This window comes from Streptococcus suis YS161 (assembly GCF_002760245.1).
GTDB lineage: Bacteria > Bacillota > Bacilli > Lactobacillales > Streptococcaceae > Streptococcus > Streptococcus suis_I.
Genome location: NZ_ASCA01000033.1, coordinates 1 through 22185 on the forward strand (window position 1 = coordinate 1; position 22185 = coordinate 22185).

Genomic DNA, 22185 nt, shown 5'->3' on the forward strand with positions numbered 1-22185 from the left:
TCTTCACTTGATACCCTTGAAGAAACTGCCAATCTCCTTCTAAAACGATTAGAGAAATACAAGGATTACAAGCGGATCCAGCCGACCATACTGTCATACTATCAATCATTTGCTTATTTCCTTCTTGAACAAAAACAGTACAGCAAGTCTACTTTTTTTGCCACCAAACTCATGGAACTAGCCAAACAAGAAAAACGCTATGATCAACTAGCCCGTGCCTATGTCTATCTCGGACTTGCTGAGAATAAGCAGGAACTAATTGACAAAGGACTACAAATCTTAGAACTGACGGACGAGCAAACTCTACTCGATAACCTCCAATCACTTATCAAACAACACCAAACTGAGGCTGGGCAAAAAGTCCAGACTCGCTTCTCATAGTTCGTGTCAACATCTCAGCGCAGTGGTTGATTGGCAGATTTGTTCGCGTTTCACACTCCAAATCTGACCTAATCAACTGTGCGGGGGTGGGAAGACGAACTCTTTTTTAGACCAGTCGAGTTCTTTCCCACTCCCAGTTTTTTATGTGAGTACGAAAAACGACCCTTTCGGATCGTTCTATTTCATATTAACAGCTATTAGTAAATATCTCTACGATGACCAAATTCAAGTGCCAGAATAACCATTCTATCATCTTGTATATCGCAAATCAGCCGATAATCACCGATACGATAACGCCACTCATTGGCATGGTCCCCTGTCAATCCCTTGCCATGCAACCTCGGATTAACTGTACCGTCTAAGTGTTTATCCACCCATGCAAATAATAATCTTTGGATTTGCTTATCCAATTTTCTGATTTGTTTCTGCGCCTTCTTAGAATACTCTACATGAAACATATTACAGACCAAGTTCCTTCTTGAAATCAGCATGACTGATGGTTTCAGGATCTTTCTGGTACTCCTCGTAGGCTTGACGGTAAATATTCAAATCATACTCATCCTCAATATCACGCTCAAGTGCCTTCTTAAATAAACTTGAAAGACTTTGACCAGTCAATTGAGCATAGCTCTTGAAAAATACTTCTTCCTCTTTGTTTAATCGGATAGTTACTGTACTCATCATCTTACCTCACTTCTTTGTGTTACATTGTAACACATTTCACAAAAATTGTAAAGCCATTCTGATAGACTAGAGCAAAAAACGACCCTTTCGGATCGTTCCTATTTATAGTTTATAGTCTTTCAGTTTGCTTTTAGTACTCGCTTCAAAGGTTTGGGGAACCTTTGAAGGCTGGAGATAGTGCGAACCAAGTTCGCTTCAAAAGCCGCAGGCATAACTCAATGCTTTCTTGTTTCTAGGCATTGACTTGAAACAGTCCCCCAGACTGTTTCAATCAGGCAAGGTGAGTTCAAATAATGATGAAATTATTTGAAGTTGGAGATAAGGAAACGGAGTTTCCTCGTTCGTCGACGTAATAAAAGATAAACTGAATGTCTATATCTTAATAATATTCCCCTTGTCTATAGTCCCATGAATTGAAATGGTCAGACAGGTGCATCATGATTTTGTCGATGTCTAGACCCTTACGGATAACAACAGGACATGGGCTGATAGAACGGCTATCTGCACCTTGTTCTGGAATCAGTTTACCATCTTTGTCTACCATAGACACCATAACCCCTTGCTCATAGCGGGTTTCAATAGTCTTGTCTGGTTGGATAGATGCCACGTAGTCATCCGCCTCGATAATCAAGTCTACTTTAGACGCGATACGCTCACCGATACCTTCTACCTTACCACGATTTCCCTTACCTGACGGGTTAGCAGATGAAGCGTAGACCATACGGCCTTCTTTTTCCCACATTTCCTTAGCAATCTGCTCGCCAGCCACACCAAACTTGATAACAAAGCAAGAAGTCCCACGAACGTCGGTCATCAACTCTTCACGACCATCGCCATAAGCCTGCAACTTGGCGTAAGCCTCTGGTTTCCAAGGCAGGATACAACCCAACAAAATGTCCTCATCCCAATGTTTTTGGTAGAAAGCATCAATCTCAGGAGTCAACTGAGCCAACTCACGCAGCTCCTCCATGCTACCACAAAGAACCACGCCCGGCTTATTACGCTTGCGCTCCTTAGCGTCAAACTTCCGCTCCAAACCAGCCTTGTCAGATGTCATGATGATGTAACCAACCTTAGTCGGGCAGACAATCACGCCTCCCTCACCCTTGATAATGTCAAGACCTTCTTGTGAAAGTGCGCCATCCCAGTGAATTTGTTTCGTCATAATCATTTCCTCTTTTCTTTTGTTTCATAGCAGAGCTAACTGCTTGTTTTCTTCATATTTCGTAGGAGTCTTTCAGTTTACTTTTAGTACTAGCTCTAACTGTCTGGGAGACAGTTAGAGCTTGGAGATAAAACGAACATTGTTCGTGTCAACGAGCTGCAGAATGCTTCAACAGTCAGAGTAGTGACTTTTGAAGTTTTAAAATCATGCTTACGATAGTAAGTAACGCTTGTAAAGTACGGCAAAGCGAGTTCAAATAATGATGAAATTATTTGAAGTTGGAAATAGAGAAACGGAGTTTCCTCGTTCGTCGCAGTAATAAAAGATAAAATGGAAGACTCTAGTTTTGCCAGTAGCTTGGACGGTCCCCCTCATACTCAGCAATCAAATCCTGATATTGTAAGGTAATACCAATATCATCCAAGCCATTGAGCAACTTGTGTTTCCAGTCCTGTTCGATGTCAAAAGGGAATTCCCCAAAAGATGTCCGTATCAACTGGTCGGCCAAGTCAACTGTGATTTCTTGGTCAGGAGCCAGCTGAGCCAGTTGGTCCCTGACTTCTTTGGGCTGGATAATGGGCAGAATGCCATTGTTCAAGTCATTATTGTAATGGATATCCCCGAAGGAACCTGCAATAATGACCTTGAAGCCATAATCTGCCAGAGCCCAAGCAGCGTGTTCCCTAGAAGAACCTGCTCCGAAGTTATCCCCAGATATGAGGATACTAGCTCCTTGATACTCAGGCTGATTGAGAATGAAATCAGGATTATCCGTGTAGTTGTCGTCTAAGTACCGCCAAGCATAGAGCAGATACTTGCCAAAGCCCTTTTTGTCAATCAGCTTGAGAAACTGCTTGGGTAGGAGCTGGTCGGTATCAATATTATCATTCATGAGCGGAACGGTTGTTCCTGTCCATGTGGTAAATTGGTGCATTAAACTCCCTCCTTGAGAATGTCTAGCTGTCTAGTGTCGACAAATCGTCCATAAAGCGCAGCTGCGGCAGCCATGGCAGGACTGCACAAGTGGGTCTTGGCCCCAAAGCCCTGTCGATCTTCAAAGTTTCGATTACTCGTGGAGGCGCAGTGGACACCTGCAGGCACCTTGTCTGGGTTCATGCCCAGACACATGGAACAACCTGGATCTCGCCATTCAAAACCAGCCTCCATGAAAATCTTGTCTAGACCAAGCTTTTCTGCAGCTCGCTTGACAGGGCGACTGCCTGGTACGACAATGGCCGTAACCTGCTCTGCTATTTTCCGCCCCTTAACAATCCTAGCTGCCAGCTGCAAATCGCTGAGGCGAGCATTGGTACAGGAGCCTAGGAAGACATAGCCAACGGGAATGTCCGCAACCTTTTGCCCAGGAGCTAAGTTCATGTAAGCGTAGGCCCGCTCGTCGTTGTGGTCACGGATGGCTGGGAAGGTTTCGTCAAAGCTAACCCCCATAGCAGGCGTGGTCCCCCAAGTGACCATCGGTGCTAAGTCTGATACATCAAGGACTAGATGCTTGTCATAGACGGTGTCCGCATCCGAGTAGAGCTCCTTCCAGTCTGCCACCGCCGCCTCAAAGTCCGCTGGTGCACACTCACGACCTCGCAGGTAGTCAAAAGTGGTCTGGTCTGGAGCCATAATGCCCATCTTAGAGCCGAACTCAATGGACATATTGCAAATGGTCATCCGCTCTTCCATGCTGAGTCGGTCGATGACTGGACCAGCAAACTCCACCACATGACCCAAACCACAATCCACGCCGTAGCGGGCAATCAGAGCCAGGATAAAGTCCTTGGCATAGACACCTGCTTGTACCTGACCGACAAACTCCACTAGGAGCCGCTTGGGTTTGACCTGCCAAATGGTCTGGGTAGCCAGAACGTGCTCCACTTCAGAAGTACCAATCCCAAAGGCAATGGCACCAAAGGCTCCGTGTGTCGCCGTGTGACTATCCCCACAAACGATGAACTTTCCTGGCTGGGTCCTGCCTGTTTCTGGTCCAACCATGTGGACAATCCCCTGATGTTCCGAACCGTGGGCTGCATGGGGAATGCCGAAATCTTCTATATTCTTCGCCAAGGCATCCATCTGAGCCTTGGAAATGACATCACGGATATTGTGAATATCAACGGTTGGTACGTTGTGGTCAAAAGTCGCAAAGGTCAAGTCTGGTCGCCGAACAGGTCGCCCTGTATCCCTCAGTCCTTGAAAGGCCTGGGGACTGGTCACCTCGTGAACATAATGTTGATCAACATAGAGGAGCTGGGGCTGTCCTTCCTGCCCTGTAATCACATGGCGATCCCAGAGCTTATCAAAAATAGATTGTCCACTCATGGTGACCTCCTTTTAAGCTGTGCAATAATCGCCGCTGTCATTTCTTTGGTAGAGGCGCTACCACCTAGGTCTTTAGTGAAAATACCCTGTGCAAAGACCGCTTCAACGGCTTGGCGAATGGCCTGACCTGCTTGGATCAAATCAAAACTTTCTTCCAGCATCATGGCAACAGATAGAATCATACTGACAGGATTGGCAATGCCCTGACCGGCAATATCGGGTGCCGAACCATGGATAGGCTCGTAAAGACTAGGACCTGCCACCGCATGGCTAGCAGAAGGGAGCACACCCAAGGTCCCTGTCAGCACACTGGCCTCATCCGACAAGATATCGCCGAAAAGATTTTCCGTCACCAAGACATCGAAGCGACCTGGATCGGTCATCAGGAGCATGGCCGCACTATCAACCAGCTGGTGCTCCAAGGTCACATCTGGATAGTCCTTGGCCACTTCATCCGCCACCTGCCGCCACAATTTCGATGTCGCTAGCACATTTTGCTTGTCAATGCTGGTGACTTTTTTTCGTCTTTTTTGGGCTAGGTCAAAGGCAGAGCGGACAACCCGTTCGATTTCCTCAGCTTGATAGGTACAGATGTCACTGGCTTGGTCTGGTCCCAGCTGGTGCTCGCCAAAGTAGATGCCACCCGTCAACTCCCGTACCATGACTAAATCCACACCATCCAGCCGGTCGGCTTTCAGAGGAGAATAGTCTTTCAGGCTATCAAAAATTTTGACCGGACGGATATTGGCAAAGAGACCCAATTTCTTCCGAAGTTGAAGCAAGCCTTGTTCTGGTCGAACAGCTGCATTATCATATTGAGGGCTACCGATAGCTGCTAACAAAATCGCATCCGCCTGACGGCAGGCTTGTAAGGTAGCATCTGGTAGAGGATGGCCAGCCGCATCAATCCCAGCGCCACCAAAAGCCCTCTCCTCAATCTCATAATCAAATCCTACTTGCCCAGCAACAGCTTCGAGGACTGCTAGTCCAGCCTCCATGATTTCAGGACCGATTCCATCACCAGCCAAGGCTACTATTTTTTTCGTCATATTTCCTCCTAGCTAGTTGGCAACTCTTTCTCAGATAGTTTCTTATCAATCTGTCCGCTATTTTCTTTCTGTACCATGACATTGGCATGAATATAGGCAATTGCAGAAGCTTTCAATACGTCAAAGTCAATACCAGAGGCGTTAAAGACAGTTTCCGTTGCCTTGTTTTCTACAGCGACAAGCACACGCGCCTGGGCATCAATTCCATCGGTAATGGCGTCGATATGGTAGCGTTCCAAGCTAATTTCTTGGTGGAAGAATTGGTCAATGGCATTAAAGACAGCCTCAACCGAACCCTTGCCAGATTCCACAACAACCACTTCTTCCTCATCTTGATTGATAAAGGTAACTTGAGCCTGAATACTTCCGTCAGACTGACTATCCAAACGCAAATCTTTAAATTGGAAACCATCACGATTGCTGATTTCTGTCCCAGCTACCAAGGCACGAATATCTGTGTCCGTAATTTTTTCTTTCTTGTCTGCCAGATTTTTAAAGCGAGCAAAGAGACCAGCAACATCACTTTCTTCAAAATACAAGTCTAATTCTTTCAGTTTTTCCACAAAGGCATGGCGACCAGATAGTTTCCCCAGTGGCAGAGAATTTTTCTTGACCCCTACCAACTCCGGTGTAATGATTTCATAAGTCAATGGATTTTTCAAGACACCATCTTGGTGAATACCTGACTCGTGAGAGAAGGCATTGCCACCGACCACCGCCTTATTGCGTGGAATGGCAATCCCAGAAAAGCGAGAGACCAATTCCGAAGTATTGAGCGTTTCCTTTAGAACAATCGGACTGGTCACATCGTAAAAATCTTTCCGAATTTCAAGGGCAACTGCTACTTCTTCAAGGGCCGCATTTCCTGCCCGCTCACCGATACCATTGATAGTTCCCTCAACTCGACCAGCACCGTTTTTAATAGCTGAAAGGGTATTGGCAACAGCCATTCCCAGATCATTGTGGCAATGGGGACTGAAAATAATCTCACGGTCCGATCTAACGTTGGTCGTTAGATAATGGAAGATTTCACCGTAGTGTTGTGGAGTGGTAAAACCAACTGTGTCTGGAATATTGATGTAAGTCGCACCTGCATCTACCGCTGTCTGCACCACTTGAAGCAAATAATCCAACTCCGTCCGTGTCGCATCCTCTGGCGAGAACTCCACCACCTCAAAACGCTCACGGGCATAGCTGACATGTTCAGTGATTTGCGCCAAAATTTCTTCTTTGGTCTTTTGAAGTTTAAATTCACGGTGAATGGGACTGGTCGCAATGAAAACATGGATCTGCGGGTACTTAGCATCTTTCAGAGCCTCATAACAAGCATCAATGTCTGACTTGACTGACCGAGCCAAGCCTGTCACAGCCGTCTTGGTCATAGCCGCCGCAATCTGACGAACCGCTTCAAAAGAATCAGGACTGGCCGCTGGGAAACCCGCTTCAATGGCAGAAATCCCCCATTTCTCCAACTGCTTGGCGATGGTCACTTTTTCCTTGATAGAAAAATTCACACCCGGCGTCTGTTCACCATCTCGTAAAGTCGTATCTAAAAATTCAATCACACGCATAAGAATACCTTTCTAAGCTCTTCAAATTAAAGATATACGAACATCTAGTTCCTTACTCTATAATTTTGACAGTCCATTCAACTTACTTTTAGTACTAGCTTCAACAGTCAGAGTAGTGACTGTTGAAGGTTGGAAATAGAGCGAACTTAGTTCGCATCAAAAGCCGAAGACAGCTTGCATAGTCCAGTGAACTGTGCAAGGTGGGAGATTAGACTTGCAAAGCAAGTCACATCCGTGAAGTACGGCAAGGCGAGTTCAAATAATGATGAAATTATTTGAAGTTGGAAATAAGGAAACGAAGTTTCCACATTCGTCGAAGTAATAAAAGTAAACGAAATGACGATAAAAAAGAAAACACCTCGAGGATTACCACCTGCGAGATGTTGTCAACAGCGCCCGCTTGGTAAGCCAAACAGGACTAATGCTACCTAGTGCACTAGCCCAACCGTCGCAACAACAAAGCAAAGAATTTTGTAGTGACAGGTTTCATTTGACTTTTTCCTCTCTGTGTTTTACTTGTTTTCTATGATAACCCACTTTTTTTCACTTGTCAACAGAAAAATGGAAATTTTCTGAAAAATCCGAACAATGGAGCAATTCACAATAGAGCAATTAACGCAAGTTCCTCCACAAATAAAACCAAACCTCATCAGAAGTCTGGTCTTACAGTTCATATTAATTCCGTCTAGAACTTGAAAAAATAGCCACTAGCAATACTGCTCCAAAGACTGACGGTACCAGAGCCATGCCAGCAAATTGTGGTCCCCAATCACCAAAGAGCAACTGTCCAATCCACGAACCAGCAAGCCCAAGGATAATATTTCCAAGACAGCCACGACGGTCATCTGATGAGGTCAAAGCCCCTGCAATCAAGCCAATAATGGCTCCCGCGATAATACTTGTTAACATCTTATATTCCTCCTTATTTACAAAATGGGAGTGGGAAAGAACTCGACTAGGTCAAAAAGAGTTCGTCAACAAGTCCTTATTTCCAGTTGTTGAGCTGAAACAGTCTATCCCCAGACTGTTTCACTCCCACCCCCACATAGCTCCAAAGGTTTGGGGAACCTTTGGAGGTCGGAGATAGAGCGAACAGAGTTCGCATCAGTCGTATAGGTCAGATTTGGAGTGCAAAACACGAATTGCTGAGATTTGCTTCGCAAATCTTATCTCCAACCTTTAACAGTCCACTGGACTGTTAAAGCCAATCAACCACTGCGCTGAGATGTTGATACGAACTCTGAGAAGTGATCCTGGGCTTTTTGCCCAGTTTCATTCAAATATCATTAAATCGCCCATTCGCCGTCACGGAAGATTGGTACACGGGTACCGTCTTCACGGATACCGTCAATGTTCATCTTGTTAGAACCAATCATGAAGTCCACGTGAACATCTGAACGATTAAGGCCTGCTTCTCTGAGCTCTTCTTGGCTCATTTCTGTACCACCTTCGATAGAGAAGGCATAAGCTTGACCAATCGCCAAGTGGTTTGAGGCATTTTCATCAAAGAGGGTATTGAAGAAAGTCACACCTGATTGAGAGATTGGGCTCTGGTCTGGAACAAGGGCAACTTCACCAAGACCACGTGCACCAGCATTATCAAAGACCAATTTCTTCATGACTTCGTCGCCTTTTTCAGCCGTCACGTCCACAATTTCACCGTCTTTGAAGGTTACCTTGATGCCTTCGATGATGTTACCGTTGTAGCTGAGTGGTTTTGTAGACGTTACATAACCGTCTGCCACACGGTAGTCAGGTGCTGTGAAGACCTCTTCTGTTGGCATGTTGGCAATAAAGTGTTCACCTTGGGCATTGACCGAACCAGCCGCTTCCCACAAGTGATTCTTCGGCATACCGAGAACGAGGTCTGTTCCTGGAGCTGTGTAGTGCAATTTAACAAACTGCTCGTCGTTAAGGACCTTAGCCTTAGCCACCAAGCGTGCTTCATGCTCTTCCCAAGCCTTGATTGGATCTTCCTCATAGATACGACAAGTCTTGAAGATTTGATCCCAAAGGAGGTCCACTGCCTCTTCGTCAGACGCTGCATTTGGGAAGACTTTTTTAGCCCATTCCAAACCAGAGGCTGCACCGAGTGTCCAGCTGATTTTGTTAGCTTGGGATGCTTGCCGCATTGGGTTCAAAGCCTGGCTGAGTGCACGAGCGTTGCGAGACAATTTCTCTGGATCAACGCCATCGTAAGCACCTGGATCTTCTGACAAGACAACCAAACGGCTAGCCTTACGCTCCAAGAGGTAGTTCATTTCAGTGATGCGTTGTGGATGAACTTGTTCCAAGAGTTCCACATCTACATTGACCAAACGTTCACGAGCAATCACATCGTCCAACCAATTGACCAAGACTTCCTTAGCACCGTGGGCGTAAGCTTCTTTGACAATCAAACGAGCTAACTCAGCCTGTTCCACACCGATTGTCAACTGCACCGTGTGACCAGGTTGCACATTGATACCTGTTGAAACCAAGAGTTTAGCATATTTAGCAAGATTTTCTTTAAAATTTGGTAATACCATTTTTTTCTCCTTTGTACTTTGAAATACCCTATTATTGTATCATATTTTAAGCTAGACAGATAAAAAAACTTCCTGCTGATACAGGAAGTTGAAAAGGTTAGCTCTGGAAGATAGTTGAAGGTTGGAGATGAAACGAACGAAGTTCGTGTCAGCAAGCCGAAGGTAGAACTCCGCTCCTCTCTTGTTTTATGGGAGCAGGCTGCAGGCTTTACTGAAGTACGCCAAAGCGAGTTCAAACAATCCAGTGGAGTGTTAGAAGTTGGAAATAGAGGCTGGGCAAAAAGTCCAGCACCGCTTCTCAACGTTAGTGTCAACATCTCAGCGCAGTGGTTGATTGGCAGATTTGTTCGTATTTTACACTCCAAATCTGACCTAATCAACTGTGCGGGGGTGGGAAGACGAACTCTTCTATGAATGGTCGAGTTCTTTCCCACTCCCCATCTACCAACGTAATAAAGCAAACTGTAAGTATATATACTCAATGAAAATTGGAATCAGACTAGCTTCAACTATCTGGGAGATAGTTTAAGGTTGGAGATGAAACGAACGAAGTTCGTGTCAGCAAGCCGAAGGTAGAACCCCGCTCCTCTCTTGTTTTAAGGGATCAGGCTGTAAAGCTCCACTGGAGCTTTACACTCATCACATCAAGTCAACAACGTCTGATCCCATCGCAGGGTAAAGTTTACAGTTTGCTTTTAGTACTAGGCAACGAGCTGCAGGCTGTACTGAAGTACGCCAAAGCGAGTTAACGACGTAATAAAGCAAACTGTAAACTTTACTAGTTACCAAAAACCTTTACACGGTCAGAATCCGCCATGTAGTCTTTGTCTGCTGCTGGAGCTGCGATGCTTCCGAATGGTGCTTGGGCACGGAGTTTCCAGTTAGCTGGGATACCGTATTTTTCAGCAACTTGTGCATCAACCAATGGGTTGTAGTGTTGTACGTTCATGCCGATGTTTTTCTCAGCGAAAGCCAACCACACTGCGTACAAGTTGATACCGTGAGCTTGTTCAGACCAGATTGGGAAGTTTTCAGCGTAAAGCGGGAAGCTCTCTTGCAAGCCTTTGACCACGTCTTGGTCTTCGAAGAACAAGATCGTACCTGCACCAGCTGCAAAGCTAGCCAAACGACCTTTTGTAGCTTCAAACGCTTCTGCTGGCGTTACTTTTTCCAATTCGCTGTAGGCAATTTCGTTCCAAAACGCTTCTGATTCTGCACCGAACAATACAACGGCACGACTTGATTGTGAGTTGAAAGCTGATGGAGCTTCTTTCATAGCTTTCTCAACAAGTGCTACTACTTCTTCATTTGATACTGGCAAGTCTTTACCAAGTGCGTAGATTGAACGGCGAGTTTCTTGAAGTTTTGCAAAATTTGACATATAGTTTCCTCTTTTCTATTTGTTACTACATAGTAACGTTTATCACTATGTAGAGATTATATACCTATCAAAAACATTAGTCAAGAGTTTTGATTTCTTTTTTATAAAAAAATTCACTGCTTCCAAAGAAACAGTGAACAAGTTTAAAACAAATCATCAAAGAGGCTGAGCTGGTTATCCTCTGGCATTTTACCGAGGATGCCCATTTCATCCATTTTTTCAACAAGAGTGCTAGATAGACCTCCCCGTTTACGGAGTTCGGTTTTTGAGAGGAATTCACCCTCGGCACGCGCCGCCACAAGCTGCTTGGCAACGTTCTCTCCCAGACCATCCATAGCGACAAATGGTGGGATGAGGGTGTCTTCTTCAATTAAGAAGTCTGTCGCATGGGATTTGTAAAGATCCAGCTTCCCGAACTTGAAGCCACGTTCCAGCATCTCATTGACCAACTCAAGTGTGGTGTAGAGGTCCTGTTCAACGTTTGAGGCTTCATTGTTTTTCTTCTTGAGGGCGATTTCTTCCATCTTGGCCTTGACTTTATCTAAACCACCAGACATGGTCGCCAAATCAAAGGCCTTGGCACGAATAGAGAAATAAGCACAGTAATAGTAGATTGGGTGGTGCACCTTGAAATAGGCTACACGTAAAGCCATCATAACGTATGCAGCCGCGTGGGCTTTAGGGAACATGTACTTGATTTTTCCACAGGATTCGATGTACCAGTCTGGCACCTTGTTATCCTTCATGGCTTGGATATAGCCATTTCGCTCCTCCTCGGAAATCTTGAGCCACATGCCCTTCCGCACCCGTTCCATGATGTTAAAGGCCATCTTAGGTGGCAAACCTGCGTGCATGAGATAAACCATGATGTCATCCCGACAACCGATAACGGTGGATAGGTCGGCAATTCCTGCCTTAATCAAGTCCTGGGCATTGCCCAACCATACGTCTGTACCGTGGGATAGACCAGACAGCTGCAAGAGTTCCGCAAAGGTGGTCGGTTTGGTCTCCTCCACCATCCCCCGTACAAAGTTGGTCCCGAATTCAGGAATGCCCAACATACCTGTCGGCGTCCCAATCTGCTCTGGGGTAACTCCCAGAATTTCCGTACCAGAAAAGAGGGCCATCACTCCCTTGTCATCGGCAGGGATGGTCTGCGGATCAATGCCTGACAAATCCTGCAACTTGCGAACCATGGTCGGATCATCGTGACCCAGGACATCGAGTTTCAAGACGTTCTCATCAATATCGTGGAAGTTAAAGTGGGTGGTCTGCCAGTTGGCCGTCACATCATCGGCAGGATACTGAACAGGCGTAAAATCATAAACATCCATGTAGTCAGGGAATACGATAATTCCCCCTGGGTGCTGACCAGTCGTCCGTTTGACCCCAGCCGCACCAGCAGCCAAGCGTTCTACTTCTACATCACGGTAGAATTTGCCGTAATCCCGCTCATACCCCCTTACAAAACCATAGGCAGTCTTAGCCGCTACAGTACCAACCGTTCCTGCACGGAAGGCATTTTCTTCACCAAAAATATCCCGAACATCCAAATGGGCAGACGGTTGGTCATCCCCTGAGAAGTTCAAGTCAATATCGGGAACCTTGTCTCCATCGAAACCAAGGAAGGTCTCGAAAGGAATGTCCTGACCATCTTTTTTATACTTGGTGCCACATTTTTCACAGTCCTTATCTGGCAGGTCAAAACCTGAACCATAGGAACCGTCTATGATAAATTCACTGTGTTGACAATTTGGACAGACATAGTGAGGAGGCATAGGGTTTACTTCGGTAATCCCAATCATGGTCGCAACGAAACTGGAGCCGACAGACCCCCGTGACCCCACCAGGTAGCCCCGCTCATTGGAACGGTGCACCAACATCTGCGATGCCAGATAAATCACGGCGAAGCCATTACCTAAAATGGAAGTCAGTTCCTTTTCGATTCGCAGGTCGATGATATCTGGCAAGGGATTGCCATAAATTTCAAAGGCTTTCTGATAGGTCAATTCCGCAACCGTTTCCTCGGCCTTTTCGATATATGGTGTATAGAGGTCGGTCTTAACCACCTGGACATCTTCAAACCGGTCCAGCATAGCATTTGGATTGGTAATGACAATCTCACGGGCCAGACTTTCACCCAAGAAGGCAAACTCGTCCAACATCTCGCTGGTCGTTCTAAAGTGGGCTTTTGGCAGTGGTGCTGGCTGAGCGTTCTCACCATTTCCGATGGTCCAGTTAATCGGTGCCCCTTGACCTAGAGCACGAACTATGATTTCCCGATAGATTTCCTCTTCTGGGTCAATATAGTGGACATTTCCAGTCGCCAAAACTGGCAAACCTGCCCTACGTCCTACCTCAATCAACTGCTTGATGGTTTCTTCAATCTCTGCCATGTCCTTAAACTGCTCCTTGGCAATCATGGGAGCATATAGGGCAGGTGGCATAACTTCGATAAAATCATAATAGGCTGCCGTTTTAACCGCTTCATCTATCCCTTTGGAGAGCAAGTCATCGAAGACCTCGCCCTCTTGACAGGCTGTTCCCAATATTAAGCCTTCACGATGGGCATTGAGAACGGTCCGTGGAATACGTGGAACTCCCTCAAAATACTTGGTATTGGAAAGAGAGACCAGTTTGAACATATTTTTCAAACCAACCTGATTAATCACATAGAGCGTGGCATGCTTGACACGAGCCTTCTTATAGGAATCCTCCGCAATCAGCTCCGTATTTAGCTGGTTGAGATTGGTCAAATTGTGCTTCTCCAAGGCATCTTTTAGGAAGATGAAGAGCAGGCGCCCTGTCGCCTCCGCGTCGTAGTTAGCCATGTGGTGGTGTTCAAGAGCAACACCAAACCGCTTGGTGAGAGGACCTAAACCATGACGCTTAAAGTCGGGGTAAAGGTTACGAGCAAATTCCAAGGTATCAATGACAGGCTGGCTAATAATAGGTAAGCCTGCTCGTTCATAGTTGACATTCATAAAGCCAACGTCAAAGGTCGCGTTGTGGGCAACCATGACGGAATCTTGACAGAAATCTTGAAACTCACGCAGGACTTGTTCTAGAGGTTTAGAACCACGCACATGCTCATCTGTGATTCCTGTCAGATCTGTTGTAAATTGACTGAGCGGATGACCCGGATCGATAAACTCATCAAATTCTGCAATGATATTGCCCTTGTACATCTTAGACGCCGCAATCTGAATCAGGGCATTGTTGACCGCAGAGAGACCGGTTGTTTCCACATCAAAGACCACATAGGTGGCATCAGACAGGACTACATCTGCTTCGTTGTAAGCAATGGGCACAGAGTCCTCGACAATATTAGCCTCCATCCCGAAGAGGGGCTTAATCCCAGCTTTACGGGCAGCATGATAGCCATGGGGGAAGGACTGGACATTGCCGTGGTCGGTAATCGCCACCGCCTTGTGTCCCCAAGCCGCCGCACGCGCCACCAAGTCCTCAACGGCAGGCAGGGCATCCATAGTGGACATGTTGGTATGGGCATGAAACTCGACCCGCTTCTCCCCCTCAGGCATGAGATCTTTGCGGATTTCCTTCTTGACCTCTTGGACTTCCTGTACGTTCATAGTCAAATCTCGGGTGAAATTATTGGTCTCCACATTGCCTCGCACCCGCAACCAGTTGCCCTTTTTGACCATATCAAACTTCTGGGCCTCTTCCTCATTCTTAGCCCACTTCTGCAAGGTAAAGGACGAAGTATAGTCGGTCATCTTAAAGTTGATAATGACCCGCCCCGTCTTGGTCGTCTTCTGCTCGACCTCAAAGACCAGTCCCTCAAAGACAATCCGATTTTCCTCGCTATCCACCTCAATCATAGGCGTAATCTCAGCCTTTTCGATATTGACCTTGGCAGGACGATTTTTCTTATATTCTGGGACAAATGGCTGAGCTGCCTCTGGTGGTGGCGCCATTTGAGCTAGTTGTTCAAGGGCCGCCAAGTTTTCTTCATTAGCCTGCTGGTAAATTTCTTCATTTTGCGCATGGAAGGCCGCAGCCTGCTGCTGCGTCATCTCCTGACAAACTTCAATATCCACCGCAAGATTAGCAAATCCAAATCGCTTGTATTGTTCCACAAGATTTGGCAGATGATTCTTCCGAAAATGAACGGTATCAATAGTTTCAGGCCCCTTTATCCACAGAGTATTCTCCCGATAAACAACCTCCAAAGATTGAAACAGCGCCTTGAAACCTGCACTCTGACACAAATCTTCTGTAAAAGCCTCTGGATAATAGGCCTCTACTAAGCCCGCTTCAAAACTTTCCGCATCACTGACAATAGAAAATTGAATCTTATTGCCCACCTTTTCAAACTCCGTCGCCAAACGAGCCTTGAAGAGTTGATAGTCCATGAGCGGCAAGGGGGTTTCAAAACGGAAGGTAAATTCCCAAAGTTTACTGACCTTGTGCAAGACTACTTTCTCAATCGTTGCAGTCGAAAAAGCCCCTGATTGTCGTGCATCAAGAGGCATTCCTATTTGTTGAAGTAAGAGTTGAAACTTATCTGACATGACCATTTCCTTTGTAGTTCGTTAGAAACATTTTACCATAAATAGAGGAAAATTTCTTGGACTAGACGAGCTTTCCGACTATAGGAAGGCAGATAGATTAAGATAGCGATTGAAAGAACGAGCTGAAATATGATACAATCAGTTTAAAGATACAAGGAGATAATCATTTTGTGGGAAACCATTTTCATTGAATACGGCATCTTCTTCCTCAAGATTGTGACCTTACTCATCGCAGTCCTACTTCTACTAGTCCTTTCCACAAAAATGAAGTCGAAACAGACAGACGGTCAAGTGACCATTACCGATTTATCTGAAAAACTGTTGGACCAACAGGACCAATTTGAAAAAGAACTACTGGACAAAAAGGCTTACAAACAACTTCAGGAAGAACGAGAACAAGAAAATCTTGACCAAGAGACAGATAAACCGATCAAACGTTTATTTGTCTTAGACTTTGACGGAGATATCCAAGCCAAGGAAGTTGATAACCTCAGAGAAGAAATCACAGCCATCTTGACTTTGGCTAGTCAAGGAGATGAAGTTTTGGTTCGATTGGAAAGTCCCGGCGGATCGGTTTATGGATATGGTCTTGGAGCCTCCCAACTTCTTCGCCTAAAAGATAAGCAGATCCCCTTGACCATTTCAGTCGATAAGGTTGCGGCTAGTGGAGGCTACCTCATGGCCGCTGTCGCTGACAAAATCGTCGCAGCCCCCTTTGCTCTTGTTGGATCTATCGGTGTCGTTGCAGAAATCCCCAACATCCACCGCCTACTGAAAAAGCATGAGATTGATGTAGATGTCATGACCGCTGGTAAGTACAAACGAACTCTGACCTTTATGGGAGAAAATACTGCTGAAAGTAGAGATAAGTTCCAAGAAGAATTAAACGAAGTTCATCATCTATTCAAAGATTTCGTCCAAGAAAACCGTCCTATACTAGACATCGAACAGGTCAGCACAGGCGAAACCTGGTACAGAACTAGTGCCAAAAAGGTCCACCTAGTTGATGAAATCGCGACTAGTGATGATTTGATTTTGAATCAAATTCACGAGAGACAGGTACTTCTAGTCAAATTTGAAGAGAAGAAATCTCTCATCAACCGCATCGGTGTTCAAGTCGAAACCAGCCTGTCCAACCTCATACTAAAGCTGGTCAACAAATCTAGTTCGATTCGATAAAAAAGAGTTTGCAGAAACTGTACTATTCGTCCTAATCTTTCCACTAGAGACGAAACAGTTTAAACTGCAAACTCTTTTTCGATTTATTAATTTTCCTGATTCAAAATTTGCAAGGTTTCAAGGAGTTGGTCCACATGGACTTCTACAGTATCACCTGTGCCTTTGATTTTCACTTCAACAATGCCGTCAGTTGCTTTCTTACCAACAGTCACACGAATTGGCAAGCCAATCAAGTCACTGTCAGAAAACTTAACGCCGACACGCTCGTTACGGTCGTCAGTTAATACTTCATAGCCTGCACCAACCAAGCTTGTTTCGATTGACTGAGTCAAGGCCATTGCTTCTTCATCTTTGACATTGACTGGAATCAAATGCACATCAAACGGAGCCAATTCTTTAGGGAAGTTGATGCCCCAAGCGTAACGGTATTCACCTTTTGGTGTCTTGTTAACAAAGAGGCGAGCGTGTTGCTCAAGAACAGCTGACAAGAGACGGCTAACACCAATACCGTAACAACCCATAATAATTGGCATAGAACGACCGTTTTCATCTAAGATATTGGCATTCATGCTATCTGAATAGCGGGTACCGAGCTTGAAGATGTGACCAATCTCGATACCACGGGCAAAGTTGAGAACCCCGTGTCCATCTGGAGACGGTTCGCCTTCCTTGACTTCACGAATGTCCACATACTCAGTCACTTGGAAATCACGACCTGCATTGGCACCTGTGTAGTGGAAACCATCTTCGTTGGCACCGACAACAGCATTTTTCACATCTTGAACCTTGCGGTCTGCAATAATCTTGATGTTTTCTGGTAAACCAACTGGGCCAAGAGAACCAAAGCCTGCACCGAAGACTTTCTCTGCATCAGCTGAGCTTGCTACATCAAAGAAATCTGCGCCAAGGTGGTTTTTCAACTTGACATCGTTGACCTGGTCATTGCCAACAAGAAGGGCAACAACTGGCTCTCCGTCAGCCATAAAGAGCATGGTTTTGATGGTTTGCTCTTCAGCGACATTCAAGAAGGCAGCAACTTCGTCGATGGTTTTAGCATCTGGTGTCGCTACTTTAACCAAGTCTTCTTCAACTACAACTGCTGTACTTGGTTTGTATTCGCTAGTTGCCATTTCTAGATTGGCAGCGTAGCCTGATTCGCTAGAGTAGGCGATGGTATCTTCACCAGATACAGACCATGCCAAGAGCTCTGCCTTGATCGCTTCAAGAACATCCTCTGGGATTTCATCAAAAGAATCAACTGACTTGTCCAAGACAACCCAACGGTCCAGATCAGTACGGTCTGGTGTAATGGCCATAAATTCCTGGCTATCCTTACCACCCATGGCACCACCGTCACCGATGATGGCTTTGAACTCCAATCCTGCACGAGTGAAGATTGCCTCGTAAGCTGCCTTATAGTCATCGTAGGTCTGGTCCAAACTATCATAGCTAGCGTGGAAGCTGTAACCGTCTTTCATGATGAACTCGCGACCACGGAGAAGACCATTACGAGGACGTTTTTCGTCGCGGTATTTTGGCTGGATTTGGTAGATGTTGAGCGGCAACTGTTTGTAAGACTGGACCGCATCACGCGCCAATAGTGTCACCGTTTCTTCGTGGGTTGGTCCCAAGATAAAGTCAGAACCCTCGCGGTTTTTGAGCTTGTAGAGGTCATCACCGTAGGTTTCGTAACGACCTGACTCACGCCAAATGTCCGCTGACAAGAGGGCTGGCGCCAAAAATTCAATGGCATCAATCTTATCAAACTCCTCCCGCATAATCGTTTTTGCTTTTTCAATCACACGGTTAGCCAAAGGCAAGTAGCTGTAAATACCAGCAGAAATCTGACGGACATAACCCGCACGTAACATCAAAGCGTGGCTAATCACCGACGCATCCGAAGGCATCTCCCGCAAAGTCGGGATAATCATTTTAGACTGTTTCATATTAAGATACGGAGGTCGTAAAAAACGACTGAAAATTAGGAAACTGGCGCAATGTGCTTGCACATCAGTCAGTTTATCTATTTTCCGAGTTTTTAGACCGAGTTCAATTACGAACCTCCTTAATTCCTTTCATCTTTTGTTTATCAGGAATACACAGGTTTCAGCCCGTGTTCAGTTCCTTTCATAGTTTTCAGAACTTCCTGCGTTTAGCACGCAGTCAATTCCTTTCGTAGTTTACTTGATTAGGAGACAAAGAATTAACTGTTCAGCACCCTCGCTGACGCTCGAGTTCAAATCTGAAAACTCTCTGTTCCTTTCTTTTTCGTAGTTTTCAGAATATCCTGCGTTTAGCACGCAGTCAATTCCTTTCTTATATTCATCATCAGGAAATCCAGAGGCGTAGCTCTCAATCTATTTTCCGAGTTTTTAGACCGAGTTCAATTACGAACCTCCTCTTTTCCTTTCATCTTTTGTCTATCAGGAATGCACAGGTCTCAGCCCGTGCTGATTCCTTTCGTATTTTTTCAGAACATCCTGCATTTAGCACGCAGTCAATTCCTTTTGGAGTTTTAATTTAGAAGAATACACGCATAATATCATTCCAGGTCACGACCAGCATGAGGACAACCATGATTGCAACGCCTGCCAGCGTGATATAGGATTCTGTTTCTGGTTTAAGTGGTTTTCTGCGAATACCTTCTAGAATGTTCATGACAATCTTCCCACCATCCAAGGCTGGAATAGGGATAAGATTGAAAATACCGATATTGATTGATAGCATAGCCATCAGGTTAAAGACTGAAACCCAACCATTTGCAGCAGCCTGATTGCTGACAGAATAAATGGCAACAGGTCCACCCAATTGCTTAACATCAAAATTGGCAATCAAGTTTTTCAAGGCAGTTACAACAATAACTGCTGTCGCACCCGCTTGCTGGAAGCCCCCAATAATCTTATCACCGAAACCAGTTTTCAAAATCGGTGAAATACCAATTCGATAAGCCCCATCTACTTGTTCGGCAGTAACGGAGACATGACGGTTTTTCCCATCATGCTCAACAACCAAATCAAAGCTTGGGGCTGTTGTTGCATCTGTCGCTGCTTTGCTAATAATCGTTGCAACTTCTGTGTAGCTGTCTGTCGTGTTCCCATTGACCGAAAGAATCTTGTCCCCTGTGACAACACCTGCAGCCTGCAAAGCACCACCTTCAGTAATACTTACTGCATTGCTTGATGGGTTGGCAACCCCGCCTTGCATGAAGAACAAAATAATAAATACTAGAATCCCTAAAATAAAGTTATTCATAGGACCCGCAAAGTTGGTTATCAATCGACCCCAAACAGTTGCATTCTGGTATTGCACATCTAGTGGAGCAATACGAATTTCCGTCCCATCCTCCTCCACAATCGTTGCATCGTGGTCAACCTTGTAGGTCTTAGTTTCATCAAGAACCAAGCCTGTGATTTCCAATTTTTCCTCGAAGTCAAAACTGGTTACATTCATTGGCAAACTGAGACTATCCAGTTGCTTTCCAGACAAATTAATCCGCGTCACAACACCAGCTTCATTTAAACTGAGGCTGGCAGGACTACCTGTCTTAATCTCTGTCTTATCTTCACCCCATCCAGCCATTCGAACATAGCCACCTAGAGGAAGAATACGGATGGTGTAAAGTGTCCCATCCTTACCCGTATGAGCGAAAATTTTGGGACCCATCCCAATCGCAAATTCCCTCACAAGGATACCCGCTTTCTTGGCGAAGTAGAAATGACCAAATTCATGGACAACCACAATCACACCAAATATAAATATAAATGCTAAAATTCCCTTCATAGTACCTCCTTAAAATAATCCAAAGAAGTGCATGATTGGAAAGACAAAAATCATACCGTCAAAACGATCCAGGATACCGCCGTGTCCTGGAATAATTTTTCCAGAATCCTTCACACCAAAATGGCGTTTAATAGCACTTTCTACTAAGTCTCCGAATTGTGAGAATATCGAGAAAATCACAACTAACAACAACATCATGCCAAATGAATAGCCCGCCAACAAGGACTTATCGACAATCAAGAAAATGATAGCAACTGCCACCGCAGAAAGAATACCGCCTACAAAGCCTTCAACCGTTTTATTCGGTGAAACCTTCGGCAATAATTTTCTCCGACCAATCTGACGACCGATTAAGTAGGCACCAATGTCTGTTGCCCAGACTAAACAGAGGGCAAAGAAGACTTTATTGAGTCCATCCATACGAGCCAGTATCAAACTATGAAAGCCGATACCAACATAGAAACTTGATGCAATTGGAAAGACCACATCGGAATAGTTGTAATGGCCGATATTAAAAACCGTCGAACCAAGCAGTAAAAATACTACAATGGCGTAGGCTGTGTAATTTCCATCCGTCGGTAAAAATGTCAGATAATTCTGGAGCGGAAGAGCCAAGACTAAACTGGCCAACATAGCTAAGACACCCTCGATAGAATTTGGTGCTAGGCGATGCATTTTAATCAATTCAGCCGTAGCAATGATAGCTAACAGGCCTACAAAAAATTGAAATGCCATCCCACCAGCCAACAAAAAGGGAATGAAAATAGCTAGAGCAACGCCGCCAAATATCACTCGTTTCTGTAAATCGTTTGTCATACCTTCTCCTTATACACCGCCAAAACGTCTGTGGCGACGGTTGTATTCTTTAATCGCTAATTTAAGTGCTTCTCCATCAAAATCAGGCCAAGCAATATCTGTAAAGTACAGCTCGCTGTAGGCTGTTTGCCACGGCAGGAAGTTGCTAAGACGAAGTTCACCACTTGTACGGATAACTAGATCGGGATCGCGTAACGTTGGTGATAAGGTTCCTGTATAGAGGTAATCCGCTATTAATTTCTCATCAATATCACCAGGATTGAACTTGGCATCCAAGACATCTTGCGCAATAGCCTTGACTGCACGAGTCACCTCATCACGACCGCCATAGTTCAGAGCGAAATTGAGAATCAAACCAGTGTTATTCTTCGTTTTTTGTTCAGCTTTATAAAGCGCATTGAGAGTCGGAACAGGAAGTTTGGAATGGTCACCAATCATCTGAATTTTGACATTATTGGCATGGAGTTCAGGAACATACTTATCATAAAACTCCACAGGTAGATTCATGATAAACTTCACTTCTTTTTCCGGTCGAGACCAGTTTTCTGTAGAAAAGGCATAGACAGTTAACACCTTTACTCCCAAATCAGAAGCCGTCTTGGTAACCTTTTGAAGTGCATCCATACCAGCCTTATGCCCCATAATACGTGGTTGCATCCGCTTTTTCGCCCAACGGCCATTGCCATCCATAATCACAGCGATATGCTTAGGGACTTCAATTGCTGTTTCAATGCTTTCTTTCTTTTTAAAATTAAATTTAAACATGGTATTTTCCTTATTGTATAATCGTT

17 protein-coding genes and 1 pseudogene are annotated in these 22185 nt (G+C 45.1%); 3 read left to right on the forward strand and 15 right to left on the reverse strand.

Features of this window, described 5'->3' with window-relative positions; all coding sequences use genetic code 11:
- Positions 1-381 (forward strand): annotated as a pseudogene (locus SST111_RS12175) (hypothetical protein); the annotation flags it as partial.
- 197 nt (positions 382-578) lie between these two features.
- Here SST111_RS12175 and SST111_RS04425 read toward each other — a convergent pair.
- The 9 genes from SST111_RS04425 to SST111_RS04480 all read right to left on the reverse strand — a co-directional run bounded on the left by SST111_RS04425 (position 579) and on the right by SST111_RS04480 (position 9703).
- On the reverse strand, positions 579-839 hold the full coding sequence (locus tag SST111_RS04425; protein WP_024391431.1) for a type II toxin-antitoxin system RelE family toxin: 261 nt from the start codon (positions 837-839) through the stop codon (positions 579-581).
- A 1-nt stretch (position 840) separates the two neighbouring features.
- Positions 841-1062: a type II toxin-antitoxin system RelB family antitoxin gene (gene relB / locus SST111_RS04430; RefSeq protein ID WP_044687545.1), complete on the reverse strand. Its 222-nt coding sequence runs from the start codon at positions 1060-1062 to the stop codon at positions 841-843.
- Between the two features lie 382 nt (positions 1063-1444).
- Positions 1445-2230, reverse strand: a complete 786-nt coding sequence (locus SST111_RS04440) for an L-threonylcarbamoyladenylate synthase (RefSeq protein ID WP_024391429.1) — start codon at positions 2228-2230, stop codon at positions 1445-1447.
- A 340-nt stretch (positions 2231-2570) separates the two neighbouring features.
- Positions 2571-3164, reverse strand: a complete 594-nt coding sequence (leuD, locus tag SST111_RS04445; RefSeq protein WP_099810156.1) for a 3-isopropylmalate dehydratase small subunit — start codon at positions 3162-3164, stop codon at positions 2571-2573.
- On the reverse strand, positions 3164-4555 hold the full coding sequence (gene leuC, locus SST111_RS04450; protein ID WP_099810157.1) for a 3-isopropylmalate dehydratase large subunit: 1392 nt from the start codon (positions 4553-4555) through the stop codon (positions 3164-3166). Before leuC ends, leuD begins: the two co-directional genes overlap by 1 nt.
- Positions 4552-5604 (reverse strand): 3-isopropylmalate dehydrogenase, encoded by a 1053-nt coding sequence (leuB, locus tag SST111_RS04455; protein ID WP_099810158.1) that lies wholly within the window; start codon positions 5602-5604, stop codon positions 4552-4554. Before leuB ends, leuC begins: the two co-directional genes overlap by 4 nt.
- An 8-nt stretch (positions 5605-5612) precedes the next feature.
- Positions 5613-7175, reverse strand: coding sequence for a 2-isopropylmalate synthase (locus tag SST111_RS04460; protein WP_099810159.1), 1563 nt, complete (start codon positions 7173-7175; stop codon positions 5613-5615).
- A 675-nt stretch (positions 7176-7850) separates the two neighbouring features.
- On the reverse strand, positions 7851-8084 hold the full coding sequence (locus SST111_RS04470) for a GlsB/YeaQ/YmgE family stress response membrane protein (protein ID WP_002938398.1): 234 nt from the start codon (positions 8082-8084) through the stop codon (positions 7851-7853).
- Between the two features lie 377 nt (positions 8085-8461).
- Positions 8462-9703, reverse strand: coding sequence for an aminopeptidase (locus tag SST111_RS04480; RefSeq protein ID WP_099810160.1), 1242 nt, complete (start codon positions 9701-9703; stop codon positions 8462-8464).
- Positions 9704-9817: 114 nt separating this feature from the next.
- On the opposite strand from SST111_RS04480, the gene SST111_RS12180 reads away from it, so the two are divergent.
- Complete coding sequence (locus tag SST111_RS12180; RefSeq protein ID WP_180274026.1) at positions 9818-10117, forward strand: hypothetical protein; 300 nt, start codon at positions 9818-9820, stop codon at positions 10115-10117.
- A 364-nt stretch (positions 10118-10481) separates the two neighbouring features.
- Here the strand turns inward: SST111_RS12180 and SST111_RS04490 are convergent, their stop codons facing one another.
- Together SST111_RS04490 and SST111_RS04495 are read right to left on the reverse strand one after the other, a co-directional pair.
- Complete coding sequence (locus SST111_RS04490) at positions 10482-11084, reverse strand: nitroreductase family protein (protein ID WP_044687525.1); 603 nt, start codon at positions 11082-11084, stop codon at positions 10482-10484.
- A gap of 143 nt (positions 11085-11227) precedes the next feature.
- On the reverse strand, positions 11228-15619 hold the full coding sequence (locus SST111_RS04495; protein WP_099810162.1) for a PolC-type DNA polymerase III: 4392 nt from the start codon (positions 15617-15619) through the stop codon (positions 11228-11230).
- A gap of 168 nt (positions 15620-15787) precedes the next feature.
- Between SST111_RS04495 and sohB the strand changes: the two genes are divergently transcribed.
- Positions 15788-16798 carry a protease SohB gene (gene sohB / locus SST111_RS04500; protein WP_099810163.1) on the forward strand — a complete coding sequence of 337 codons (1011 nt, stop codon included), beginning with the start codon at positions 15788-15790 and terminating at the stop codon, positions 16796-16798.
- A gap of 86 nt (positions 16799-16884) precedes the next feature.
- Here sohB and SST111_RS04505 read toward each other — a convergent pair whose 3' ends face one another.
- The 4 genes from SST111_RS04505 to SST111_RS04520 form a co-directional block, all read right to left on the reverse strand.
- Positions 16885-18744 (reverse strand): proline--tRNA ligase, encoded by a 1860-nt coding sequence (locus SST111_RS04505; RefSeq protein WP_099810164.1) that lies wholly within the window; start codon positions 18742-18744, stop codon positions 16885-16887.
- Positions 18745-19318: 574 nt separating this feature from the next.
- Complete coding sequence (locus SST111_RS04510) at positions 19319-20578, reverse strand: M50 family metallopeptidase (RefSeq protein WP_099810165.1); 1260 nt, start codon at positions 20576-20578, stop codon at positions 19319-19321.
- Positions 20579-20587: 9 nt separating this feature from the next.
- Positions 20588-21394 (reverse strand): phosphatidate cytidylyltransferase, encoded by an 807-nt coding sequence (locus tag SST111_RS04515; RefSeq protein ID WP_099810166.1) that lies wholly within the window; start codon positions 21392-21394, stop codon positions 20588-20590.
- A gap of 9 nt (positions 21395-21403) precedes the next feature.
- Positions 21404-22159, reverse strand: coding sequence for an isoprenyl transferase (locus SST111_RS04520; RefSeq protein WP_024384492.1), 756 nt, complete (start codon positions 22157-22159; stop codon positions 21404-21406).
- Positions 22160-22185 lie beyond the last annotated feature (26 nt).